Genomic DNA, 20,778 nt, shown 5'->3' with positions numbered 1-20,778 from the left:
GCAGCCAGCCTCACCCTTAAGAAAATCGGGCGGAGGAAGGAGCGGGTACATGATATCCCGCTCCGTCCGATGTCAGAGTGCTGCGCGCTTGTCGTGTTTGGCGAGGCGTGCGAGCAGATAATCGACTTCTGCCTTGGCGGCCGATGTCAACATCTGGGCCGGCTTGCGCTGCGCATCGGAGGCAATCACGCCGCGGCGCTTGAGCACGTGCTTTCGCACGGCAAGACCGATGCCAAGCTGCTGCTCATAGCGGATCAGCGGCAGATGCGCGTCGAACAGATCATGCGCCTCGTCGCGCTTGCCGGCAGCAAACAGCTCGACCAGCTCGGTCAGCATATCCGGGAAGCCATAACCCGTCATTGCGCCGTCAGCACCACGCTCCGGCTCGAAATCGAGGAACATGCCGCCATTGCCGCAGAGAATCGAGAACGGCCGCAATTCGCCGGCCTTCTGCATGGCGCGCAGCTTCGAAATCTTTTCAAGACCCGGCCAGTCCTCATGCTTCAGCATCAGGCAGGAGGGGTGGTTGGTGATGATCTTGGCGACCACACTGGTCGCGATCACCGTGTTGAGCGTCAGCGGATAGTCCTGCAGCACCCACGGCACATCTTCGCCGACCGCTTCCACGGCACCTGCAAAATAATTGATGGTCTGGTCGTCGGTCTTGGCACCCTGCCCCGGCGCGATCATCACGCCTGCAGCACCCATGTCCATGGAGGAGCGAGCGAGCGACCGCATGGCTGCGAAACCCGGCGCCGACACGCCGACGATGATCGGCACCTTGGCACGGGAAACCACGCGCTTGATGATCGCGCGGCTTTCATCCGCCTCCAGCTTCGGCGCCTCTCCCATGATGCCGAGAATGGTAATGCCGGTGCAGCCGCTCTCCTCATAGAAATCGGTCAGCCGATCGACGGAATCGAAATCGATCGAACCATCCTCATGAAACGGTGTCGCGGCAATGGCGTAAACGCCCTTGGTTTCGGCATTGAATGTCATGAAATCTCCTCTCAGTATCGAACGAGCTGCAGGGTAATTCGCGTCAGGACGTCAGGTAAGAGCAAAGGCCTGTCCGACTCCGGCTGTTCGACCGGTATCATGATGTGGACGAAGAACACCATGCCCGCCATCCCGATCGGCGGAGTTACGGTTTCAAGCCGTCCTCCGTCACCGATCTCAAAGCGAATCAGACCCGTTTGCCACCCTGGGCAACGAGACGTCCACCCTTGAACACACGCCTGTTGCCGGGGAAAGCAACGACCGCTTCCGGAATATTGGCAGCCGAAAGCGTCACGAAATCGGCTTTCGCGCCAATCTCGATACCATAGGACTCGATCCGCAGCGCCTTGGCGCTTTCAGACGTGACGATATCGAACACTGCCTTCAGGTCCTCGTCGGTATAGAAGCCCGAGCGATAGCCGATGATTTCCGCCCGGTGCAGCATGTCGCCATCGCCATAGGGCCACCAGCTGTCGCGAATATTGTCGCTGCCGCTGAACACGGTGACGCCTTCTCGCCGCAACAGAGCGACCGGCGGGAAATTGTGGTTGCCCGGCGCATTGGTCATGATCGAAACGCCGCTTTTCGCAATCGTTGCGGCAATTTTGCGCGCCGCATCAGCGCCGAGATCCCCAAGCCCATAGGCATGGCTGATCGCGACATGGCCCTGCATGCCGAGCGCCACCGTGCGGGCGCAGATTTCCTCGATGGTAAACGCGCCCATGCTGCCGGCATCGTGGAGGTGAATGTCGATATCGACGCCGTGCTTTTCGGCAACGCCGAAGACCACATCGAGATGGCCGGTGACGTCACGGTCGAAACTGGCCGGATCGAGACCGCCGACCAGATCGGCACCAAGCCCGATGGCCTCGTCCAGCAGCGCCGGTGTGCCGGGGCTCCTGAGGATGCCGCTCTGCGGAAAAGCCACCAGCTGGAGATCGATGAGATCCCTATAGTCCTCGCGAACCGCCAGGACCGTCTCCAGCGATTTCAGCCCGACCGAACCATCGACCATCACGTGGCTGCGCATGGAAAGCGTGCCATTGGCGATGCAGAGATCGAGCTGATCGCGGGCCCGCTTGTCCATCGGCGCCGCGGCGGCCATGTTCTCCGCCTGGAAGGTGACCCGCTCCTGCACGTCGAAACCGTTGGTGCAGGGCCGATGCGGCATCCATTTATCGCCGTAGAAGCTCGTATCCAAATGGATGTGCCCTTCGACAAAACCCGGAACCAGCAACTCGCCGCCGATGTCGATGACCTCGGCAGAAGGAGTAACCGAGCCTGCTGCTTCAATCGCAGATATCCGCCCCGACTCGACGTGAATATCGCGCAGAACGCCCTCCGCCAGCCTGGCATTGGTGAAAACCGTCGTGCTTTTGGTCATGGGCTTCCTCAAATTCTAGCATCGTTTACAGCGTCAGGTCGGCGGCAACCCCCTGGTTTATACGGCTTATTGCCCGCTATGCGACCAATATCCGATCAAGATAACGGAGTTAGGTGTCGCGGCAGGCTTGCTCGCCAGAGATATCAATGCTTAAGATACTTTGCGTAGTCGGTGGCAAGAAAATTTGGCGTTGATACGGGCCGGGCATCACGGTGTTCATGGTGCTGGGGTTGATAGTGAAGCGGTGGCGCTATAGTTTGCCCATCGCAATTTCGCGGATTACATAGGAAACAGGTTTCTCATGGCGACAGGTACGGTTAAATTCTTCAACGACGACAAGGGCTTCGGCTTCATCACGCCTGAGAATGGCGGCCAGGACGTGTTCGTTCACGTTTCTGCTCTGCAGCGCGGCGGCTCGCTTCGCGAAGGTGACAAGGTCAGCTTCGAAGTCGGACAGGATCGCAAGACCGGTAAATCGAAGGCTGAAAACGTCTCGGTTCTCTAAGCGACGATAAAAAGCGCCTAGCCTGCTTTAGGGTGGGCTAGGCACATTCTGCGGGTTAATCCATCGGTTGTGCCGCCAAATATGGCTGGAAACCAAACCAGGTCTCACCGGTTCATTCGGCTGAGATCCAGTGCACGGTTGCGAATGATCGCCTCCATCGCGAAAAAGCCCGTCACCGTCGCGAGATCGAATTTCGTGATGAGCTTCTGATAAAATGCGTCATACCCGGATATTCCGCGGGTCACGACCTTGATCAGATAATCCCAATCTCCCCCGATCCTGTAAAAGTCGATCACCTCCGGCAGGCGATCCACATGACGGCGAAAATCGTCAGCCCACTCCTTGGAATGGTGGCGTGTGCGAATCATCACAATGACCGTCAGATCGAAGCCCAGGAGGTCGAGATCGATCTCGGATCGGGCATTGCCGATGATCCCGCTTGCCTGCAGACGCTGCAGCCTGCGCCAGCATGCATTTTGCGAAAGTCCGACATGCTCTGCCAAATCACGCTGCGACAAGGCCGAGTTGCGTTGCAGGCTTGTGAGGATCCGTAGATCGATTTCATCGAAATTCAGGTCTTTATCGATCATGTGACACAGTTCCTGGCAAAATCAGCGCAAATACGGTGAAGAATTCAGACCCTGCTTTAGTTTATAATCGCAGTCAACTCGTCAAGGAGATCGACAATGCGCCAGCTGGCTGACTGCATGCCACGAACCGAACCCGAAACTGCTCTTCAGGGATTTCGTCGCAGTCTGGCTGGCGCCGATCCGATTGCAGCACTGACCTCGGGAATGATTGGCGCGTCCGCCAAGGTGGACGGGCCATACGGCCTGAAGGATCTCGTCTATGCCGATTATGTGGCGTCAGGACGGGCGCTCCGGCAGGTGGAAACCTTCGTTCTTGAAGAGGTCCTGCCTTATTATGCCAACAGCCATACGGAAGCGTCCTTTTGCGGAGCGATGATGACCCGCATGCGCCGTGAAGCGCGTGCCACTATCGCCGAATGCTGTGGCGCCGACAGCCGCCATGCGGTGATCTTTGCCGGATCCGGCGCAACGGCCGGCATCAACCGCCTGGTCAAGTTGCTCGGCGTCGAGGATGCAGTCACTACCGGCAAACCCGCCCGGGTCATCATCGGCCCCTACGAGCATCATTCGAACATCCTCCCCTGGCGGGAAAGCGGCGCTGAGATCATCGAAATTCAGGAAGGTTGCGGTGGTGGCCCTGACCTCATCCTCCTGGAAAAGGCTCTTGAGGACAGCAGGGACGTTCTGACGATCTGCTCGTTTTCGGCCGCATCGAACATCACCGGTATCCTGACGGATATCGAAGCGGTCACCCGGCTCGCAAAATCGGCAGGCGCAAAGATCCTCTGGGATTTCGCCGGCGCAGGTCCCTATATCCCAATCACGATGACACCGGCTGAAGGCGCCGAGATCGACGCCATCGTCGTATCGCCCCATAAATTCCTCGGTGGCCCCGGTGCCTCCGGTATCCTCGTGGTCAGACGCGATGCAGTCGTCACTACAAAACCCTCTTGGCCAGGCGGCGGCACCGTCAAATTCGTCTCCCCGACGGGCCACGATTACAGCGACAATATCGAAGCGCGCGAAGAAGCCGGAACCCCCAACGTCATCGGCGATATCCGCGCTGCACTCGCCTTCTTGGTCAAGCACGCAATCGGCCTCGAGAGAATTGCGAGCCTGAACGAGAATTTCACCGCGCGCGCATTCGAGGCTTGGCAGGGCATTCCCCAGATCGAGCTGTTGGGCTCGATGAGCATGTCGAGACTGCCGATCTTTTCGTTTCGCATCAGGGATGGAAAGGGTGGCTATGTGCATCAGCAGCTGATCACCCGCATGCTTTCCGATCGCTTCGGCATACAGGCACGCGGCGGCTGCGCCTGCGCCGGGCCCTATGTCCACCGCCTCCTGTCGATCGATGACGAGCATTCGGAGCGGATCAGGCAATCGATCCGGAACGGCAACGAAATCGAGAAACCGGGTTTCACCCGGCTCAATCTGAGCGTTCTCCATTCCGAGGAAAAAGTCAGGTTCATCCTTGAAGCGGTGATCCAACTCGCCCGGGATGCCCCTTCCCATACAGCGTCATACATGGTCGATCGCAGCCGGGCGATATTCTCGCCCCTCGCTCAACCGTTGGAGGCGACGGCATAGGCTTTTGCCAAACGCCTCCCATTTGGCGTGCCCACCCGGCCGCCTTGCGGGTATGACCCCCGTGACATAGCGCAACCTACCAGCGGAGGATGACGCTTTCGTGCTCAAGTTGATCAGGCGCTGGTCATGATTCCTGGCTCCCAGGGTGAGGCGAACTCATTAAGAGTTTCGCGGAAAGCGCGCGTACCGTCAGATCAGCCTTTGCAACGTCAGCGCGATCGGGCCCTTCGCGCGCGCATTTTTCTTTTTTGAAAACCATTTGACTAAATACGTGACCGCTGACACACTTTCGTCATTCGGAGACATTCGAAATGGCGCTGCGCGGTACCAACCAGGAATCCGGAAGGCCCTACAACAGACGGATCGTCTTGGAAGCGATCCGCCTGACTGGTCCGACGACGCGTGGCGAAATTGCCGAACGGGTTCACCTCACCGTACAGACTGTCTCTACCATCGTGCGGGAACTCGAAGAACAAGAGCTCATCGTCTCGGTGCGCGAAAAGCCTCGGGGCCGCGGTATTCCGCCCTCGAAGCTGACCGTCAATCCGGAGGGTGGGCATGCGGTCGGCATTCACCTGACGCCGCTTGGCATCGACGTTGCCTTGGTCAATCTGCGCGGTGATGTCGTCGAGAGCCGCCACCGCAGCGCGTCCAACCCGAAACCGGACGAAGCCTTCGCTCTGATTGGCGAGATGGTGGACGAACTCAAGGCAAGCCCAAGCCGCGGCCGCCTGCTGGGCGTCGGACTGGCTTTGCCCGGGCCATTCGACGTGGAATCCATCAGCTTCGTTGGCCCGACAACGATGACCGGCTGGAAAGACGTCGACATCAATGCCCGCCTCACAGAGGCGACAGGTCTGCCGGCCTTTATGGAAAACGACATGGCGGCAGCGGCGCTCGGCGAGCAGCTCTACGGTCGCGGCCAACAGATTTCGGATTACTATTACCTGTTCTTCGGCGTCGGCCTTGGCGGCGCGATGATGCATGACGGGACAGTGATGCGCGGCGCCTGGGGCAATGCCGGCGAAATCGGCCATATCCCCGCCGTTCCGGATGGCGAGCCCTGCCCCTGCGGCAACAATGGCTGCCTTGAGCGCTATCTTTCGCTCGAGGCCTTCACTCGGCGCGGCCTGCCCGAGGCCGAATGGGTCCGTGAGATCGCGCCGATCTTTCGCAATGCCATCCGCACGATCGAAAACCTTTTCGATCCAGAGACTGTCGTGCTCGGTGGCCTGGCGCCGCAGTCTTTGATCGAGCGGCTTGCCGCACTTGCCGACAGCCTGAGCAATTCGGTTTCCGCCCGCACCAGCCGCCCGCATCCACGTGTCGTCGTCGCCAGTGACTGCCAGCATTCGGCACTCCGAGGCGCAGCCGCGCTAGCCGTTTTCGGCGTCCTGTCGCCGCGCTTCGGCCAGATGTTCGAGACTTCAGAGAAGGGGACTGTCGAATGACCGAAAAACTGCTTGTCCTGAATGATATCCGCAAGAATTTCGGCGCGATCGAAGCGCTGAAGGGCATCAGTTTCTCGATCGGAAAGGGCGAAGTGGTCGCTCTTCTCGGCGACAACGGCGCAGGCAAGTCCACGCTTGTGAAGATCATCTCGGGTGGTCTGCAACCGACGTCAGGTCAGATGCTCTTCGAAGGCGAAGAGTTCGAGGCAAAGACGCCTGCCGAGGCCAAGGCAGCCGGCATCGAGACGGTCTACCAGGACCTGTCTCTCTGCACCAATGTGGACGTCGTCGCCAATTTCTTCATGGGCCGCGAGATCACCCGCAAGATCGCGGGCATCCCCTTCCTCGATGAGCGTGCGATGGAGGAAATCACGACCAAGGCACTGACCAGTGCCGGCACCCGCATTCCCTCCATGCGCACCAAGGTCGAGCATCTGTCCGGCGGCCAGCGGCAGGCGATCGAGCTCAATCGTTTTGCCCATTGGGGTGGCAAGCTCCTCTTGCTGGACGAGCCGTTTGCCGCACTTGGGGTCGAACAGACGCGGCGGGGATTGGACATGATCCGCCATGTCGCCAGCCAGGGCATCGGTGTCGTCATCATCACCCACATCATGCAGCAGGCCTTTCAGGTCGCAGACCGCATCGTCGTCATCCGCCACGGCGTCGTCGCCGGCGATGTCGACAGAACCAAGACAAGCCCGGATGCAGTGATCGAAATGATCACAGGGCAAACCCTCACCGGCGCCGGACCGGTGGGCAAACAATGACAAGGGGTCCGGCGTAAAACTGGAGAGAACGATCATGAGACGAATAATGCTAAGCTTGCTGAGCGTTTTGGTGCTCGGCCTTTCAATGCTCACAACGGCGGCCGCACAGTCCAAGGGTACGGTCTATTATCTTGTGCCGACACTGCTCGACGAATTCCAGACAGGCTCGGTCAGCGCCTTGGAAATGTTTCTGAAGCAGACCGGCTACGAGATGAAAACCCTTAACGCCGACAACAAGACAGACGCACAGCAGTCGCAGATGAACGACGTCATCGCCTTGAAGCCGGCGGCGATCATCCTCGCCGCTGTCGACTTCAACGCATTGAAACCATCCATCGAGGCAGCCCGTGCGGCCGGTATTCCGGTCGTCGAGTTCGACCGTCAGGTCACCTCGACCGTGTCAGACTTCACCTCGGTCGCCGGGACGATCGAGATCGGCCATGTTGCCGCGCAACAGGCTGAAGCGATGCTCAAGGCCAAGAATGGCGACGTGAAGGGCAAGATCCTGCAGGTTCTGGGCGACCCTGGCGATCCCTACACGCTCGATATCCAGAAGGGCTTCGAAGAGAAGATGAAGGCCTTCCCGAAGGTGACCATCATCTCTGTGCCCGCCATGCAGTGGGAAGCCAGCAATGCAGGGACGATCGTCTCCGATCAGATGCTGGCCAATCCCGATATCAACCTGATCTTCCTGCATGCAGCCCATCTTTCGGTTGCAGCCGTCGCCTCGCTTGAGTCCGCTGGCAAGAAACCAGGCGACGTCATGATGATGAGCTCGAACGGCGCTCCCGTCGGCCTCGATCTGATCCGCAAGGGCTGGCTCAATACCGAAGTCGAGCAACCGCTTTATGCCCAGGCGGCAGCCATTGCCATGTTCATGGACAAGATCGTCGGCAAGCAGGAAATCAAGGCCGGCGACTATGATGTGCTTGGCCTGAAAGGGGTCGTGACGAAGGAAGCCTGGGGGCCGAACATCAAGATCCCGGGTGCCGCGATCACCAAGGAGAATGTCGACAACCCGGCCTTCTGGGGCAACATGAAAGCGCCGACAGCCTCGATCAAATCCGTCGAATAACAACCCTTCATCCGGGGTTGAAAGACCCCGGACTCCTTCCCTCAAGTCCGGATTTGCCGCATGACGCCCCGTACGCGCAAAAGTCTAGAATCTGTACTCGATAACCTCGTCTGGTTCATGCTCATCGTTGTGCTTGTCCTGTTTTCGGCCCTGATCCCGAACTATTTCCAGATCGGCATTTTCACAAACATCATCGAAGCGTCGAGCGTGCTGGGCGTGATGTCGATCGGCCTGGCTTTGGTGATCATCGCCGGCCATATGGACCTTTCGGTAGAATCCGTTGCCGCTTTGGCCGCCATGGCGGTCGGCATCCTTTTCTGCTCGGCAGGGATCGGCATGGGGATGAAGCTCTCACCGCAATGGCTGATGATCCCAGCGTCACTGCTCGTTGCCTGCGGGATCGGCGCATTGATCGGTCTCTTCAACGGCTTCCTTGTCGTGAAACTGAAGATGAGCGCCTTCATCATCACGCTTGCCTCCTTCATTTGGGTGCGCGGCATCGTGCTGGCGGTTTCCGGCGGACGCTCCGCCCAGGATCTGGATCCGGCCATCCGCTGGTTCGCTATTGAGCGTGTGGCTGGCATTCCGCTGTCAGCCTGGATTGCGATTGCCTGTTTCGTGGTCTTTTCGGTGCTGATGGCCAGGACGCCATTCGGCCGGCACCTGGTAATGATCGGCGGGAACGAGACCGCCGCTTACCGCGCCGGCATTCGCGTCACCCGCAACCTGATCATCGCCTTTGTACTGGCAGGCGCCATCGCCGGCCTGGCTGGATGGCTGCTTGCCATACGCACATCAGGCGCCACGGCAAACCTCGGCGTTGGGCTGCTGTTCAACGCCTTTGCGGCAGTCGTCATCGGTGGTGTCAGCCTCAAGGGTGGTGTCGGTGCGCTGCCCGGCGTCTACGCCGGAGTGCTGCTCCTCTCGTCCATCAACACCGCCATCAACCTGATGGGCCTGCCGGCAAACTATACCCAGGTCATCCACGGCTTCCTGGTGCTTGCAGCGGTTCTACTCGATACGTTCAAACAAAGGCTCCGCCAAAGGCTCGCATGACAGACAGATTGAAAAACAAGGTGGCGCTGGTCATCGGCGCATCGCGCGGCATCGGCAAGGCAATCGCCGTCCGCTTCCAGGAGGAAGGCGCAAAGCTGGTGCTGGCTGATTCCGAGGCCGACGACGGCAAGGCGGCAGCCGATGATCTCGACATCGACTTCGTCCACACCGACATCTCGAAGATGGAAGACGCCGTTGCCGCGGTCGAATTCACACTCGAACGTCAAGGGCGGCTCGACATCATCGTCCAGAACGCCGGCATCTATCCGTGGCAGCTCATCGAGAATACGTCTCCGGAAGACTGGGACAGCGTGATGGGGGTCAATCTGCGTGGATGCTTCAACGCCGCACGCGCCGCGCTGACGCCGATGAAAAAGCAGGGCTCGGGGCGTATCCTGTTTACGTCATCCATCACCGGCCCGCATGTTACAAGCCCGGGCCACGGCCACTACGCGGCGAGCAAGGCTGGCATCAACGGCTTCATTCGCTCAGCGGCGCTGGAGTTCTCGTCCTATGGCATCAATGTCAATGGCGTCGAGCCCGGCAACATATTGACGGAAGCGATCCAGCTGCACCGTAGCGCCGCCTTCATCAAGAACATGGAGGACGCAATTCCGCTCGCCCGCCTCGGCTCGCCGCGCGACGTTGCCAATGCCTTCCTGTTTCTCGCCTCCGACGATGCGAGCTATGTGACCGGCACCACCATCGTCGTCGATGGCGGGCAGCTCCTGCCGGAAGGCGCGGACTTCAGGCTCCTGCCATCCTGATCATTTCCAGCATCCGGGACCAGCTCTGTGTCGATCGTCGACGACCTAACTGTCATCCGTTTGCCGACGGGATGCGGGAAACCTCGGCCAAGGCAGAGCGGGTCGCCTGATGATGTCGCCTTTGCCGATAGGCATGGAACTGCGTATCGGCAATAACACCCACCAGAATGACCGCACCCATGACCGCGAAATTGAGCGAAGAGGGAATGCCGAGCAGGTTGACGAGGTTCTGGAGGACCTGAAGCAACACGACCCCGAGCACTACCCCGACGATCGAGCCTTCCCCACCCCGCAGGGAAAATCCGCCGAGGACCGCAGCCGCGATGGCATAGAGCTCGTAGAAATTCCCATGCGACGAGGGCTGGACGGACTTGGTGTACATGGCGAAGAAAATGGCCGAGACGCCCGTCAGAAAGGAACAGAGAACATAAGCCGTGACGATCACGCGCTTTGTATTGATCCCGCAATAACGAGCCGCCTCCTCGTTCTTTCCGACGGCCAGAAGATGACGTCCGAAAACGGTTCGATGCAGGAGAAACCATGCAAGCACCGCAAACACGCCAAAAGCCATGACGGAATGGGGAACGCCCGCTGTTCGTCCGACGAACAGATATTCGAGCATGGGAAGATCCGTCCCGAAGGTAAAGCCGGCCGTCCCGTCCCGGGTGTAGAAGCGCGCTATGCCTCGGTAGATCAGCAGACCACACAGTGTGACGACGAAGGGCTGTAGCTTGAGCCGTGTAATGAGCCAGCCATGCAGCAATCCGATCACAACCGACAGGACAAGCACGATCGCAAAGGCGACAGGCCAGGGAACGCCATGCGAGGCGATCAGGTCGATGAAGATGACGCCGAGAAGGGCGATGACGGAACCGATCGAAAGCTCGATCCCTGCAGTGACGATGACGAAGGCCTCGGCAATCGAAAACAGCCCGAACAGTCCAATCAGATTGGCTGTGTTGGCAAGATTGACCGGAGAAATGAAACGCGGATTGACCAGTGTCACGATGGCGCCCACGGTCAGAACGAGGACGGCAAGGCCGATGTCTTTCTTGTGCATGCCAATCTCCTATCCGACCGCCAGACTGAGGATCGATTCTTCGGACAGATCCGCCCGCGACAGGATGCCGGCAATGGCCCCGCGCCGCATCACCGCCACGCGCGTCGAGACGCCGATGACTTCTTCCATATCGGACGAGATCATCAGCACCGCGGCTCCGCCTTCCGCGAGATCGCGCATGAGGCGGTAAACCTCAGCCTTTGCTCCGACATCGATGCCTCTCGTCGGCTCGTCGAGAATGATGAGCCTGGGATCGAGCCCGAGCCACTTTGCCAGAACGACCTTCTGCTGGTTGCCGCCCGACAATTCGCTGACCGCACGGTCGAGCCGCGGCGCACGGATCGATAGCCGGCTGCGGGACCGATCAGCGATCTCCATTTCGGCCCCGCGATCGACGAAGCCAGCGGTCGCGATCTCCGAAAGGTTCGGCATCACCACGTTTTCAGAAAGAGAGAAGTCGAGGAACAGTCCCTCACCCTTGCGGTCTTCCGGCACCAAACAGATGCCGGCGGCGATTGCTGCAGGCACCGATCCGGATGCGACCGGCTTGTCGTTCATCTCGACACGGCCGCCCTGGACGGGATCGATGCCAAAGATCGCGCGCGCAAGTTCCGTCCGACCTGCGCCGACCAGACCGGCAAGGCCGAGAATTTCCCCGCCTCGAACCTCGAGATCGACCGGGGCCTGCGGATAGGCTTCGGTTCTGAGATTTCGTGTCCGAAGCACCACCGGCCCCTGCCTTACATGCGGGGGCGTGTAGAATTGCGTCACATCGCGGCCGATCATCAATCGCACCATGGCATCTCGATTGATGCTGCCGCTTCGGAGCTCCCCGGCATTTCGACCGTCCCTGAGCCCAACCACCCGGTCTGCGACGGCTTCGACTTCGGCAAGGCGATGGGTAATAAACAGGATGGCCACTCCATCTGCCCGCAACCGGCGCACGACGTCGAGCAACCGTTGGGTTTCCGCAAGAGTGAGGCTCGATGTCGGTTCGTCGAGGATCAGAAGGCGGACATTGGTCGAGAGCGCCTTGGCGATTTCCATCAGTTGCTGGTCCGCCAGCGAAAGTTCCGAAGCCTGGGTGGATGGCTGAAAGCGGGCGCCCAGCATGTCGAGCAGTGGTTTCACCCGCTCGGCCATGGCCGCATGGTCGATAAAACCGAAGCGGCGGCTGCGCGGCTCACGGCCCAGGAGAACGTTGCCAGCGACATCGAGATTGAAAAATGGGTTCAGCTCCTGGTGCACGAACGCGATGCCACGGGCCAAGGCCTCGGCGGGTTTCAGATGGGGCGTCGTTTTCCCATCGATGACGATCTCACCTTCATCGGGTACGATCGTGCCCCCAAGCACCTTCATAAGCGTGGATTTTCCGGCACCGTTTTCGCCGATCAACCCGACGACTTCGCCTCCCCGGATGCCGAGCGACACCTGATTGAGCGCCACAGCGCTTGGATAGACCTTGGTGATGCCGATGAGATCAAGAGATATGCGGGCGGCAGCTGTCATCTGGCGTGAACCTCGAATGCGTTGAGGGCCAGCACGGAGCCCGAAAGATCCGCGCTGGCCGCGTCAAGGTGCGTATCACCCGCCCATCCGCGCCTTGAGTTGCTTCTCGAACGCATCGACATTCGCCTTGTCGATGACTTTGGTCGGCACGATGATCAATCCATCTGCCGGCACTTTCGACTTGTCGCCCTTCAGGTACGCCGCCATCAGCTTCATCCCCTGGTAGCCCCATTGATAGGGGTCCTGAACGACCGTGCCTGCAAACTGGCCTTGCCGCACGGCTCCGAGCGTGATCGGATCTTCATCGAAAGCGATGACCGTGATGTTCCCGAGCTTTCCGGCCGCTTTCAACGCTTCATAGATCTTCGGTGGATTGTAGGAATAAAAGCCCACCATGCAGGTGATGTCCGGATTTGCCGCGAGGACATCATCGACATTGGACCGCGCGCGGGCAAAATCGACGTCATCGCCCCGCACATCGACGAGTTCGATCGACTTGCCCTTCACGGCCTGGCGAAAACCGTCGATCCGCTCCCTGGCGTTATCAGCGCCAAGGAAGCCGACAAAACCCATACATTTACCACCCTTGGGCAACGCCTTGACCGCGATTTCCCCCGCCTGGATGCCGGCTTGGGTATTGGACGAACCCAGATAGGCGATGCGCTTCGACTGCGGCGCATCGCTGTCCGTCGTGAAGAGCGGAACCTGCGCTGCGATGCGGTTGAAGGCATCGACGGAATTCTTCGGGTCAGCCGACGAGATCATGATTGCGTCGGTCCCCGCAGCCACGAGGTCATCCATCAGGGCGTTCTGCAGTGCAGCCGTGCCCTGCGTGGGATAACGGAACTGCAACTCGAAATCCGGAAGCTCCGTCTGCGCCGCCTTGACCCCTGCCTCGGCCAGCTTCCAGAAATCGGAAGCGGCATTGACGACGAAGGCGAGTGCCTTTTTCTCTGCGGCGACCGCTGGCATAGCCACCATGGTCGCCATGGCCACGAGGGCCGTGATCGTAAACCTTTTCATCTTGTCCTCCCGCAACCCACTCCTCCAGGGCTGCTCCAGGTTGAAGGGCGACAACCGAGCAATGCAAAGCCTTAGCCCGGTTATCGGGTCCGTTTCAGCGTCTGCGCCATGGGCGCCACGGCGCCGTCAGTTGGTCTTGCAGAAACCGGGATCTTCGGCGTTGCAGATGTCGAGGCCGGTAAACAGCGGATCATCCACCTTCTCGCCTTTGATCAGCTTGATCATCACGTCGGGTGCCTTGTAGCCCATCTCGAAGGGCCGCTGACCGACCTGCGCATGGCTGCGGCCCTCACGAAAGGCTTGGGTCTGCGGTGGCAGCGTATCCCCCGCCACGATCACCAGTTCCTTCGACTTCAGCTTGCTCATGACCTGGTCGGTGACCTGGGTATAGGCCTGTGGCGCGAACTGTGCCCACCCGCCGATCAGGATGAAGGCATCGAGCTTGGGATGGGCTGTAAAGACATCCGACATCTGCTGATTGGCGAGGTCCGCCTGGTCGTTGGTATAGACGGGGCATCCCTCGATTTCAGTCCAGCCGTTCTGTCCGCTCAGCCGCTTCACGTCCTTGGCTCCCGCAATCGTGTCACGGAAACCCTGGGCACGCGCATTGATGTTGGCGGCACCAACATTGCCGAGTTGCAGACACACCGTGCCACCCTTCGCCTTCAGCTTCTTCGTCTGCTCAGCCATCTTCACACCCATCAGATAATTGTCGGTGCCGAGATAGGTCTTGCGCAGATCATGGTCTTTCTCGAGGAAGTCCGCATCGACGGTCATGACGGGAATTTGCGGCGCGATCTGGCGCACGCGGTTCGCCATGGCCGGCGCGTTCGACGGCGAGATTGCAATCGCTGCAACACCGCGCGTCAGCAGATCGTCGACAATTTGGACCTCACCCGCTTCGTCGGCCGAAGAGGCCGGTCCCGTATAGAGGCACTCGTATTCGCTCTTCGGATTTTCCGAGAGCCACTTCTTGCAGCCCAGATTGATCTGTTCGAAGAACGGATTGTCGAGCCCTTTGACGACGATGGCGAGTGTCTTTTTGCTCTCCGCAGCGCTCTCGCCGGCCAGCAACATGAGAATAGGTATTGCAGTGAATGCCAAATATCTTGTTTTCATTGCCTTTCTCCTCCTCCAAATCGCCGGCAAAACCCTCCTGCTCAGCCGGGATACCAAATGATGCGCGGATTATTTCCTGCACGCCTGTAGCTCCAGGCACGCTCGACAAGTCCTTCGACATCGATTTCCGGTTGCCAGCCGAGAACCATCCGGGCCTTTGAATTGTCGAGCCAGTTGCTGTGAAACGGTGTCGGGATATCGCGGCGCTTCCGATCGCCGGAAGCCTCCAGGATATCGGCCAGCGCGCCGTAGTCGACCGGCTGGTCCATGGCGACGTTGAACAGTTCTCCATACGCAGCCGGATTGTCCAGCGCGGCGATCATCGCGTTGACGAGATCATCGACATGAAGAAAGCTGCGCTTGAGATAGGCGCCGCGACCATCCCGCATGGCAGGTATGGCCCGGTTCTTCCGAAGCGCGTCGAGATCATCCGCTCCCATCATCGCCGACCACGGCGGCCCGCCGAACTGATCAGGACCGACCTCCATTGCGTAGCGGAAGTCGTCCTTTTCCATGATCCACGGAGCGCGAAGCGTGGTCCAGTTGAGACCCTCCTGGATCCCGAACTGTTCCACCATGGTCTCTTCCAGCACCTTGGTCAGGGCATAGACGCCGCGATAGGCTCGCCTCGGCGACTGCTCCGTGATCGGTGCACTGTAACCATGAAAAATGTGCCCCACCACACAATCACCGCTCAGCAGCATGAACTGCTGTTTCGCAGCTGAACGGCTGAAACCCTCCAGCAGGAGGTAAAGCCCCTTGAGAGCAACATCGATGGCCTGATCTGGCGTCTCTTTGACGGCCGCCAGGTGCAGCACATGCGTCACACCCTCGAGCGCCTTCCCGACAATCTGCGGATCTGCCACGGACCCCTTCACCACGGAGATACGGGGACCCGGTTCCAGGGAGCGGTTGTTGCAGAGCGCGACGACGTTCCATTCCGCAAAGCGCGGATTGGAAAGAAAGGCGGGAAGGAAGGCTTGGCCCACCTTTCCGGTGGCGCCCGTCACGAGCAACCGCATCACCGCCCCCTTTTCGCTTTCAGGTTGAATAATTAATATTTGGTTATAATATTAAGTCAAGCATTATTGATACCTGTTTACGGGCGGGCAACGTGCAGGCTATGGTGCCGACAGAATGCCATCGTGGGATCAGCCGAGGGAGGGCGGAGCGTGTCACGGCTTTCATTGCATTCAATTTCAAAGAGTTACGGCGCAATACACGCGCTGTCGCGTGTCAGTGTCACCGTCGAACCAGGGGAGGTTCTGGGACTGATGGGGGACAACGGCGCCGGCAAGACGACGCTTGTCAAAATCATCGCCGGCAACTTCCCACCATCGACAGGAGAGATCCGCGTCGATGACCAACCGGTGACCTTTCACAACCCACGCGACGCACAGCGGCACGGCATCGAGGTCGTCTATCAGGACCTTGCGCTGTGCGACAATCTCTCCGCTGCCTCCAATGTCTTTCTAGGGCGAGAGACCATGCGCAGCCTCGGGCCGCTGCGCTACATCGACTATGCCAAGATGAACCGCGTCGCAGCGGAGCTGTTCCGGCAACTGAAATCGGAAACGAGACCACGCGATTTGGTGCGCCGCATGTCCGGTGGCCAGCGCCAGGCGGTTGCGATCGCCCGCACGCTGCTGTCCGAACCCAAGATCGTCATCATGGACGAGCCGACCGCCGCAATCTCCGTCCGCCAGGTGGCCGAGGTTCTCGATGTCATTCGCAGGCTGCGTGATCACGGCATCAGCGTCATTCTCATCAGCCACCGCATGCCCGACGTCTTCGGTGTTTCGGACAAGATTGCGGTGCTGCGGCGCGGCGAACTCGTCGCCAGCAAACGCGCCGATCAGTCGTCGCCCGAAGAAGTGACAGGATTGATCACCGGCGCCATCGAAGCCGCTTGAAAGGAGATCGCCATGACCACATTGGATGACGTGATTGCCCGCAGCGAGCATCGAAGCTGGATCTCACGCGTATCGAGCCGGCAGCTGTTCTGGGTCTTTATCGCTGCGGTCCTTGCCTGCCTCGCGCTCAGCATTCTAACGGACAGCTTTGCAACAGAGCGCAATCTCTTCAATGTTGCGCGCAACTTCGCCTTCGTCGGCATCATCGCGATCGGAATGACGACCGTAATCGCCTCGGGCGGCATCGATCTGTCGGTCGGCTCAACCGTAGTGTTGAGTGCCATGGTGATCAGCGTCACCATGGAGGGTGGCATGCCCTTCCTCCTCGCATTTCCTCTTGCGCTGCTTGCAGCCCTCCTTGTGGGCGTACTGAACGGCGTGCTTGTCGCCTATGCCGGAATGCCACCCTTCGTCGTCACCTTGGGCACTCTTTCGGCCGCTCGGTCCCTGGCCATGGTCCTGTCGGACAACAAGATGATCTGGAATTTCGGCCCCGACCACGACCTGCTGATCTGGGTCGGCGGCGGCTCGACGCTGGGCATACCCCACCCCCTGTACGTCCTCGCTGCGCTAGCCCTTGTAATGTCGCTGGTCTTCAGGTGGACCCGATGGGGGCAGCATCTGCTTGCGATCGGCAGCAATGAGAACGCCGCCATCCTGACAGGCATCCCCGTGCGGCGCATGAAGGTGAGTATCTATGGCGTGTCGGCTCTCACCGCCGGGCTCGCCGGCGTTCTGATGGCTGGATGGCTCGGCAGCGTGACCACCAATCTCGGCCAAGGCATGGAGCTGACGGTGATTGCCGCGGCCGTCATCGGTGGTGCCAATCTGGCCGGTGGCGAAGGCAATGCGCTCGGTGCCGTCGTTGGAGCACTGTTGATAGAAGTTATTCGCAACTCTCTGATCCTGCTCGGCATCTCGACATTCTGGCAAGGAATGTTCATAGGTACCTTCATTGTGGTTGCCGTAGCCTTCGACCGTGTCCGGCACTTTCGATCCTGACACGGCACCATACCCCGGAAACCACGGTGTCCGACATGGAGAATGCCTTGAAACCGACGATGATGGACGTGGCCGCGCTGGCAGGCGTATCTCAGGCGACCGTTTCCCTCATTCTCAATGGCAGTTCCGGCGCCCGGTTCACCGAAGCCACCCGCAAGCGGGTCTTCGACGCGGCGGATCAGTTGGGCTATCGTCTCGCGAACAAGTCATCAGCCAGTTCCGGACCCGGCAGTGCGCCCGCCAACAAGGTAATCGTTTTTGCCGTCGACGAACTGACCACCGATCCATGGATGGCCCTTGCCTACGAAGGTGCCCGCGAAAAGGCACTCGAACTCGGGATTATCGTCACACTTGGCGTCTTCCGCAAAGGCGAGGACCCGGATGGCGGCATCTTTTCGATCTGTGACGGACAGGCACTTATCGGCTACATTTTCGGCACTATTTTGACCCGCAAGATCGATCCGCCGGAACCGCTTCTGAAGGTCCCCTCTGTGCTGGTCAACTGCTACGATCAAGAGCGTCGGCTTCCGTCCATCCTGCCGGGAGACGTCGCCGGCGGCCGGGCGGCGACGGAACGGCTGATCAGCGCCGGGCGCAAGCGGATAGCCCTGATCAACGGCCAGGAAGGTCTCGACAATCCGCGCGACCGCTTGCGCGGATACAAGCAGGCTCTTGCCAGCAACGATCTCTCCTACGACCCCGACCTCGTGCACTATGGCAACTGGGAACCGCCGTCCGGATACGAAAAGACGCATGCGCTGATGAAGCTGAAGGATCCCCCGGACGGGATATTCTGCGCGAACGACCTCATGGCGCTTGGCTGTATCGAAGCGCTGAACGAACTCGGCAAGTCTGTCCCGGAGGATGTCTCCGTCGTCGGCTTCGACAACAGAGACATTGCCCAGTTCACGATGCCGCCGCTGACAACCTTCCATCTTCCGATGTTCGAGATGGGCGTGATGGCCGTCGAGCTGCTTTCCGATATGGCTGGCGGGCTGACCAGCAATCACGACCAGTTGAAGGTGGAGTGCCGACTGGTCGCCCGCAGTTCCGCCTGAGCTCAGACTGGCCTGCGGCAAGGTTCGCGGCCAATGGAATGACTTGCTGAGCAGAAAGGACCGCCGGCACGTCAGCCGATCCCGAGCTCCAATGCGGCGTCTGTCGCCCTTCTGGCAAGTTCCTGAAAATGCGCCACCCGGCCGCTGGTTGACCTGAAACAGATGCCGACCTGACGGGTCTCACTCCAGCCCTCGATTTCCAGGAGATGAACGTCCTCTGCGTTGCGGAACTCCGCCTGTGCGTAGAGTTCGGGAAACAGCGAGCAGCCCATGCCGATCGACACCATTTGTCGGATCGCGTCCAGGCTGGTACCGGCATAGTCGTCAATGACAGTCGCGCCGGACGCCTTCGCCAGTCGCTGAACGCTCTCGAGCAACTGGTGTCCGCTTCCAAGCGCCAGCAGACGCTCGCCTTTCAGCTCTTGAACGGAGACAGCCCGACGTTTTGCAAGCCGATGATCAGCGGGAACGCCCAGCAGCAGCCGCTCCCTGCCGATCGGCACGAACATCAGAGACCGCTCGCCGAACAAGGGGCCGAGGCCACAGTCGAGCGTTCCTTCCGCAACAGCGGTTTCGATCGCCGCAGGACGATCTTCGACGATGTAGATCTTCAGATCGGGGTATTGTTTATGCAGGGACGGTAGGAACCTGGGCAGGAAATACGGCCCGAAAGTCGGCGGCGTGCCCAGCCTGATGACGCCGCCAAGCGCTGCGCTGTGCTTTGCGACGGTCTCGAGCAGATCGCCCACTGCGGCAAGCGCCACGCGGGCACCATGCACAAAACGTTCCCCGACCGGCGTGAGGAGAACCGTCGTCGACGTCCGCTCGAACAGCTGGACGCCCAGATTTTCTTCCACGATCCCCACTTGGACGGAGAGTGTTGGTTGCGAGACATGGCATTGCTTCGCGGCCTTTCCGAAATGACCGCATTCAGCAAGCGCGACGACGTATTCGAGTTGGCGAAGACTGGGGCGAAACGGCATGCTCAATAGTCGATCACTATCGAGACGATTTCAACAATCAATTGGCGCAATGACGATGGGATCGCCAGATCAGTCTTTGATCAAAGAGGAGGTCGAAGATGGAACTGGCTTCGACCTCGAAAGGCCATCGCGGCGCTCCGACTGAAACGCGCAAGCCCTCTTGATCACGATCCAGTTCCATCTGCTACCGCGGGTCCTGCGCCCGCGGTTTACTCCTTGTGCCCCTGTCCGGGCCCCTCTGGCGAGAGCTGCCGGTCCTCTCGCGATGTCGGACGCCGCATCCACCGTGAACGACCGGCTGGAGTGTTCACATGGACTTTGCATTCTTCTTTGCAGACTGGCTCGGCAAGCCCGTCTGGATGTGGCTCGGTTTCCTTTCGATCGTGACGACCCTGCTTGCCCTGGACCTCGGCGTTCTTCACCGCGACAACCGCGAGATTGGTGTCCGCGAGAGCCTGATCCTGTCTTCGATGTATATCGCGCTCGGTCTTGCGTTCGGCGGCTGGATCTGGTGGCAGCTCGGCGGTGAGCAGGGGATGAACTACCTAACGGGCTTCGTAGTCGAGAAAACGCTGGCGCTGGACAACGTCTTCGTGATCGCGCTCATCTTCTCTTTCTTCGCAGTGCCGCGCAAATACCAGCACCGCGTCCTCTTTTGGGGCGTGCTGGGTGTGATCGTTCTGCGCGCCATCATGATCGGACTTGGCGCGACGCTGGTTTCGAACTTTTCATGGGTCCTCTATCTCTTTGCCGCCTTCCTCGTCATCACCGGCATCAAGATGCTGTTGATCGGCGACAAGGAACCCGAGATCGGCAACAATCCCATTGTCGGCTTCATGCGGCGCAGGTTTAACGTCACGGAAGAGCATCACGGTCAGGATTTCTTCGTCAAGAAGCCCCATCCCACGACCGGCAAACTGGTCTGGT

General features: G+C 59.7%; 20 protein-coding genes (1 of these 20 only partly in view). 11 read left to right on the top strand and 9 right to left on the bottom strand.

Annotated elements, in window-relative coordinates; translation table 11 throughout:
* Nucleotides 1–72 precede the first annotated feature (72 nt).
* Together AC0JZ8_RS06640 and AC0JZ8_RS06635 are read right to left on the bottom strand one after the other, a co-directional pair.
* Nucleotides 73–999 carry a dihydrodipicolinate synthase family protein gene (locus AC0JZ8_RS06640; protein ID WP_430255404.1) on the bottom strand — a complete coding sequence of 309 codons (927 nt, stop codon included), beginning with the start codon at nucleotides 997–999 and terminating at the stop codon, nucleotides 73–75.
* A gap of 187 nt (nucleotides 1,000–1,186) precedes the next feature.
* Nucleotides 1,187–2,383: an amidohydrolase family protein gene (locus AC0JZ8_RS06635; protein WP_062462059.1), complete on the bottom strand. Its 1,197-nt coding sequence runs from the start codon at nucleotides 2,381–2,383 to the stop codon at nucleotides 1,187–1,189.
* A gap of 301 nt (nucleotides 2,384–2,684) precedes the next feature.
* On the opposite strand from AC0JZ8_RS06635, the gene AC0JZ8_RS06630 reads away from it, so the two are divergent.
* Nucleotides 2,685–2,888: a cold-shock protein gene (locus tag AC0JZ8_RS06630; RefSeq protein WP_012760580.1), complete on the top strand. Its 204-nt coding sequence runs from the start codon at nucleotides 2,685–2,687 to the stop codon at nucleotides 2,886–2,888.
* Nucleotides 2,889–2,992: 104 nt separating this feature from the next.
* On the opposite strand, the gene AC0JZ8_RS06625 is transcribed toward AC0JZ8_RS06630, so the two are convergent.
* Entirely contained in the window at nucleotides 2,993–3,478 is a 486-nt protein-coding gene (locus tag AC0JZ8_RS06625) for an Lrp/AsnC family transcriptional regulator (RefSeq protein ID WP_471892112.1), read from the bottom strand.
* Nucleotides 3,479–3,574: 96 nt separating this feature from the next.
* Between AC0JZ8_RS06625 and AC0JZ8_RS06620 the strand changes: the two genes are divergently transcribed.
* The 6 genes from AC0JZ8_RS06620 to AC0JZ8_RS06595 all read left to right on the top strand — a co-directional run bounded on the left by AC0JZ8_RS06620 (nucleotide 3,575) and on the right by AC0JZ8_RS06595 (nucleotide 10,184).
* Nucleotides 3,575–5,068: an aminotransferase class V-fold PLP-dependent enzyme gene (locus tag AC0JZ8_RS06620; protein ID WP_471892111.1), complete on the top strand. Its 1,494-nt coding sequence runs from the start codon at nucleotides 3,575–3,577 to the stop codon at nucleotides 5,066–5,068.
* A gap of 311 nt (nucleotides 5,069–5,379) precedes the next feature.
* Nucleotides 5,380–6,519, top strand: a complete 1,140-nt coding sequence (locus AC0JZ8_RS06615; RefSeq protein WP_471892110.1) for an ROK family transcriptional regulator — start codon at nucleotides 5,380–5,382, stop codon at nucleotides 6,517–6,519.
* A complete protein-coding gene (locus AC0JZ8_RS06610; RefSeq protein WP_062462050.1) occupies nucleotides 6,516–7,286 on the top strand; it encodes an ATP-binding cassette domain-containing protein in 771 nt (256 codons plus the stop codon). The genes AC0JZ8_RS06615 and AC0JZ8_RS06610 overlap by 4 nt, the downstream gene beginning before the upstream one ends.
* Before the next feature lie 34 nt (nucleotides 7,287–7,320).
* On the top strand, nucleotides 7,321–8,361 hold the full coding sequence (locus tag AC0JZ8_RS06605; protein WP_062581491.1) for a sugar ABC transporter substrate-binding protein: 1,041 nt from the start codon (nucleotides 7,321–7,323) through the stop codon (nucleotides 8,359–8,361).
* A 60-nt stretch (nucleotides 8,362–8,421) separates the two neighbouring features.
* Nucleotides 8,422–9,417, top strand: coding sequence for an ABC transporter permease (locus AC0JZ8_RS06600; RefSeq protein WP_113111650.1), 996 nt, complete (start codon nucleotides 8,422–8,424; stop codon nucleotides 9,415–9,417).
* The gene (locus AC0JZ8_RS06595) at nucleotides 9,414–10,184 is read left to right on the top strand and encodes an SDR family oxidoreductase (RefSeq protein WP_471892109.1); all 771 of its coding nucleotides are present in this window, start codon (nucleotides 9,414–9,416) and stop codon (nucleotides 10,182–10,184) included. Before AC0JZ8_RS06600 ends, AC0JZ8_RS06595 begins: the two co-directional genes overlap by 4 nt.
* Before the next feature lie 52 nt (nucleotides 10,185–10,236).
* Here AC0JZ8_RS06595 and AC0JZ8_RS06590 read toward each other — a convergent pair whose 3' ends face one another.
* From AC0JZ8_RS06590 to AC0JZ8_RS06570, 5 genes are all read right to left on the bottom strand, one after another.
* Complete coding sequence (locus AC0JZ8_RS06590; RefSeq protein ID WP_471892108.1) at nucleotides 10,237–11,244, bottom strand: ABC transporter permease; 1,008 nt, start codon at nucleotides 11,242–11,244, stop codon at nucleotides 10,237–10,239.
* Between the two features lie 9 nt (nucleotides 11,245–11,253).
* Nucleotides 11,254–12,753 (bottom strand): sugar ABC transporter ATP-binding protein, encoded by a 1,500-nt coding sequence (locus AC0JZ8_RS06585; protein ID WP_471892107.1) that lies wholly within the window; start codon nucleotides 12,751–12,753, stop codon nucleotides 11,254–11,256.
* Between the two features lie 75 nt (nucleotides 12,754–12,828).
* Nucleotides 12,829–13,776 (bottom strand): sugar-binding protein, encoded by a 948-nt coding sequence (locus AC0JZ8_RS06580; RefSeq protein ID WP_430241688.1) that lies wholly within the window; start codon nucleotides 13,774–13,776, stop codon nucleotides 12,829–12,831.
* 126 nt (nucleotides 13,777–13,902) lie between these two features.
* On the bottom strand, nucleotides 13,903–14,895 hold the full coding sequence (locus AC0JZ8_RS06575; protein WP_092659140.1) for a sugar-binding protein: 993 nt from the start codon (nucleotides 14,893–14,895) through the stop codon (nucleotides 13,903–13,905).
* A 41-nt stretch (nucleotides 14,896–14,936) separates the two neighbouring features.
* Complete coding sequence (locus tag AC0JZ8_RS06570) at nucleotides 14,937–15,917, bottom strand: NAD-dependent epimerase/dehydratase family protein (protein ID WP_471892106.1); 981 nt, start codon at nucleotides 15,915–15,917, stop codon at nucleotides 14,937–14,939.
* A 252-nt stretch (nucleotides 15,918–16,169) separates the two neighbouring features.
* On the opposite strand from AC0JZ8_RS06570, the gene AC0JZ8_RS06565 reads away from it, so the two are divergent.
* The 3 genes from AC0JZ8_RS06565 to AC0JZ8_RS06555 are packed head-to-tail and all read left to right on the top strand — an operon-like array spanning nucleotide 16,170 to nucleotide 18,868.
* Complete coding sequence (locus AC0JZ8_RS06565) at nucleotides 16,170–16,808, top strand: ATP-binding cassette domain-containing protein (protein ID WP_244476247.1); 639 nt, start codon at nucleotides 16,170–16,172, stop codon at nucleotides 16,806–16,808.
* 12 nt (nucleotides 16,809–16,820) lie between these two features.
* Nucleotides 16,821–17,810: an ABC transporter permease gene (locus AC0JZ8_RS06560; RefSeq protein WP_092659134.1), complete on the top strand. Its 990-nt coding sequence runs from the start codon at nucleotides 16,821–16,823 to the stop codon at nucleotides 17,808–17,810.
* Nucleotides 17,811–17,845: 35 nt separating this feature from the next.
* Nucleotides 17,846–18,868, top strand: a complete 1,023-nt coding sequence (locus AC0JZ8_RS06555; RefSeq protein WP_244474108.1) for a LacI family DNA-binding transcriptional regulator — start codon at nucleotides 17,846–17,848, stop codon at nucleotides 18,866–18,868.
* 71 nt (nucleotides 18,869–18,939) lie between these two features.
* Here AC0JZ8_RS06555 and AC0JZ8_RS06550 read toward each other — a convergent pair whose 3' ends face one another.
* Entirely contained in the window at nucleotides 18,940–19,851 is a 912-nt protein-coding gene (locus tag AC0JZ8_RS06550; protein WP_430255418.1) for a LysR substrate-binding domain-containing protein, read from the bottom strand.
* A gap of 311 nt (nucleotides 19,852–20,162) precedes the next feature.
* Here AC0JZ8_RS06550 and AC0JZ8_RS06545 point away from each other — a divergent pair, with 311 nt between their 5' ends.
* On the top strand, nucleotides 20,163–20,778 hold the 5' portion of the coding sequence (locus AC0JZ8_RS06545; RefSeq protein WP_062462025.1) for a TerC family protein. It continues 374 nt past the right edge of the window; only the first 616 of its 990 coding nucleotides appear in the window; its start codon is at nucleotides 20,163–20,165; its stop codon lies beyond the right edge, outside the window.

The organism is Velazquezella soli, from assembly GCF_977018685.1.
Note: the sequence above shows the minus strand (reverse complement) of the source record. Positions and strands in the feature narration are given on the sequence as shown.

What these genes read in the sequence shown, in the direction of transcription:
- AC0JZ8_RS06640 (WP_430255404.1), bottom strand. Translation starts at nt 999, where the DNA reads ATGACATTCAATGCCGAAACCAAGGGCGTTTACGCCATTGCCGCGACA.
- AC0JZ8_RS06580 (WP_430241688.1), bottom strand. Translation starts at nt 13,776, where the DNA reads ATGAAAAGGTTTACGATCACGGCCCTCGTGGCCATGGCGACCATGGTG.
- AC0JZ8_RS06555 (WP_244474108.1), top strand. Translation starts at nt 17,846, where the DNA reads ATGGAGAATGCCTTGAAACCGACGATGATGGACGTGGCCGCGCTGGCA.
- AC0JZ8_RS06630 (WP_012760580.1), top strand. Translation starts at nt 2,685, where the DNA reads ATGGCGACAGGTACGGTTAAATTCTTCAACGACGACAAGGGCTTCGGC.
- AC0JZ8_RS06615 (WP_471892110.1), top strand. Translation starts at nt 5,380, where the DNA reads ATGGCGCTGCGCGGTACCAACCAGGAATCCGGAAGGCCCTACAACAGA.
- AC0JZ8_RS06635 (WP_062462059.1), bottom strand. Translation starts at nt 2,383, where the DNA reads ATGACCAAAAGCACGACGGTTTTCACCAATGCCAGGCTGGCGGAGGGC.
- AC0JZ8_RS06610 (WP_062462050.1), top strand. Translation starts at nt 6,516, where the DNA reads ATGACCGAAAAACTGCTTGTCCTGAATGATATCCGCAAGAATTTCGGC.
- AC0JZ8_RS06595 (WP_471892109.1), top strand. Translation starts at nt 9,414, where the DNA reads ATGACAGACAGATTGAAAAACAAGGTGGCGCTGGTCATCGGCGCATCG.
- AC0JZ8_RS06590 (WP_471892108.1), bottom strand. Translation starts at nt 11,244, where the DNA reads ATGCACAAGAAAGACATCGGCCTTGCCGTCCTCGTTCTGACCGTGGGC.
- AC0JZ8_RS06560 (WP_092659134.1), top strand. Translation starts at nt 16,821, where the DNA reads ATGACCACATTGGATGACGTGATTGCCCGCAGCGAGCATCGAAGCTGG.
- AC0JZ8_RS06625 (WP_471892112.1), bottom strand. Translation starts at nt 3,478, where the DNA reads ATGATCGATAAAGACCTGAATTTCGATGAAATCGATCTACGGATCCTC.
- AC0JZ8_RS06550 (WP_430255418.1), bottom strand. Translation starts at nt 19,851, where the DNA reads ATGCCGTTTCGCCCCAGTCTTCGCCAACTCGAATACGTCGTCGCGCTT.
- AC0JZ8_RS06565 (WP_244476247.1), top strand. Translation starts at nt 16,170, where the DNA reads ATGGGGGACAACGGCGCCGGCAAGACGACGCTTGTCAAAATCATCGCC.
- AC0JZ8_RS06575 (WP_092659140.1), bottom strand. Translation starts at nt 14,895, where the DNA reads ATGAAAACAAGATATTTGGCATTCACTGCAATACCTATTCTCATGTTG.
- AC0JZ8_RS06605 (WP_062581491.1), top strand. Translation starts at nt 7,321, where the DNA reads ATGAGACGAATAATGCTAAGCTTGCTGAGCGTTTTGGTGCTCGGCCTT.
- AC0JZ8_RS06570 (WP_471892106.1), bottom strand. Translation starts at nt 15,917, where the DNA reads ATGCGGTTGCTCGTGACGGGCGCCACCGGAAAGGTGGGCCAAGCCTTC.
- AC0JZ8_RS06620 (WP_471892111.1), top strand. Translation starts at nt 3,575, where the DNA reads ATGCGCCAGCTGGCTGACTGCATGCCACGAACCGAACCCGAAACTGCT.
- AC0JZ8_RS06585 (WP_471892107.1), bottom strand. Translation starts at nt 12,753, where the DNA reads ATGACAGCTGCCGCCCGCATATCTCTTGATCTCATCGGCATCACCAAG.
- AC0JZ8_RS06600 (WP_113111650.1), top strand. Translation starts at nt 8,422, where the DNA reads ATGACGCCCCGTACGCGCAAAAGTCTAGAATCTGTACTCGATAACCTC.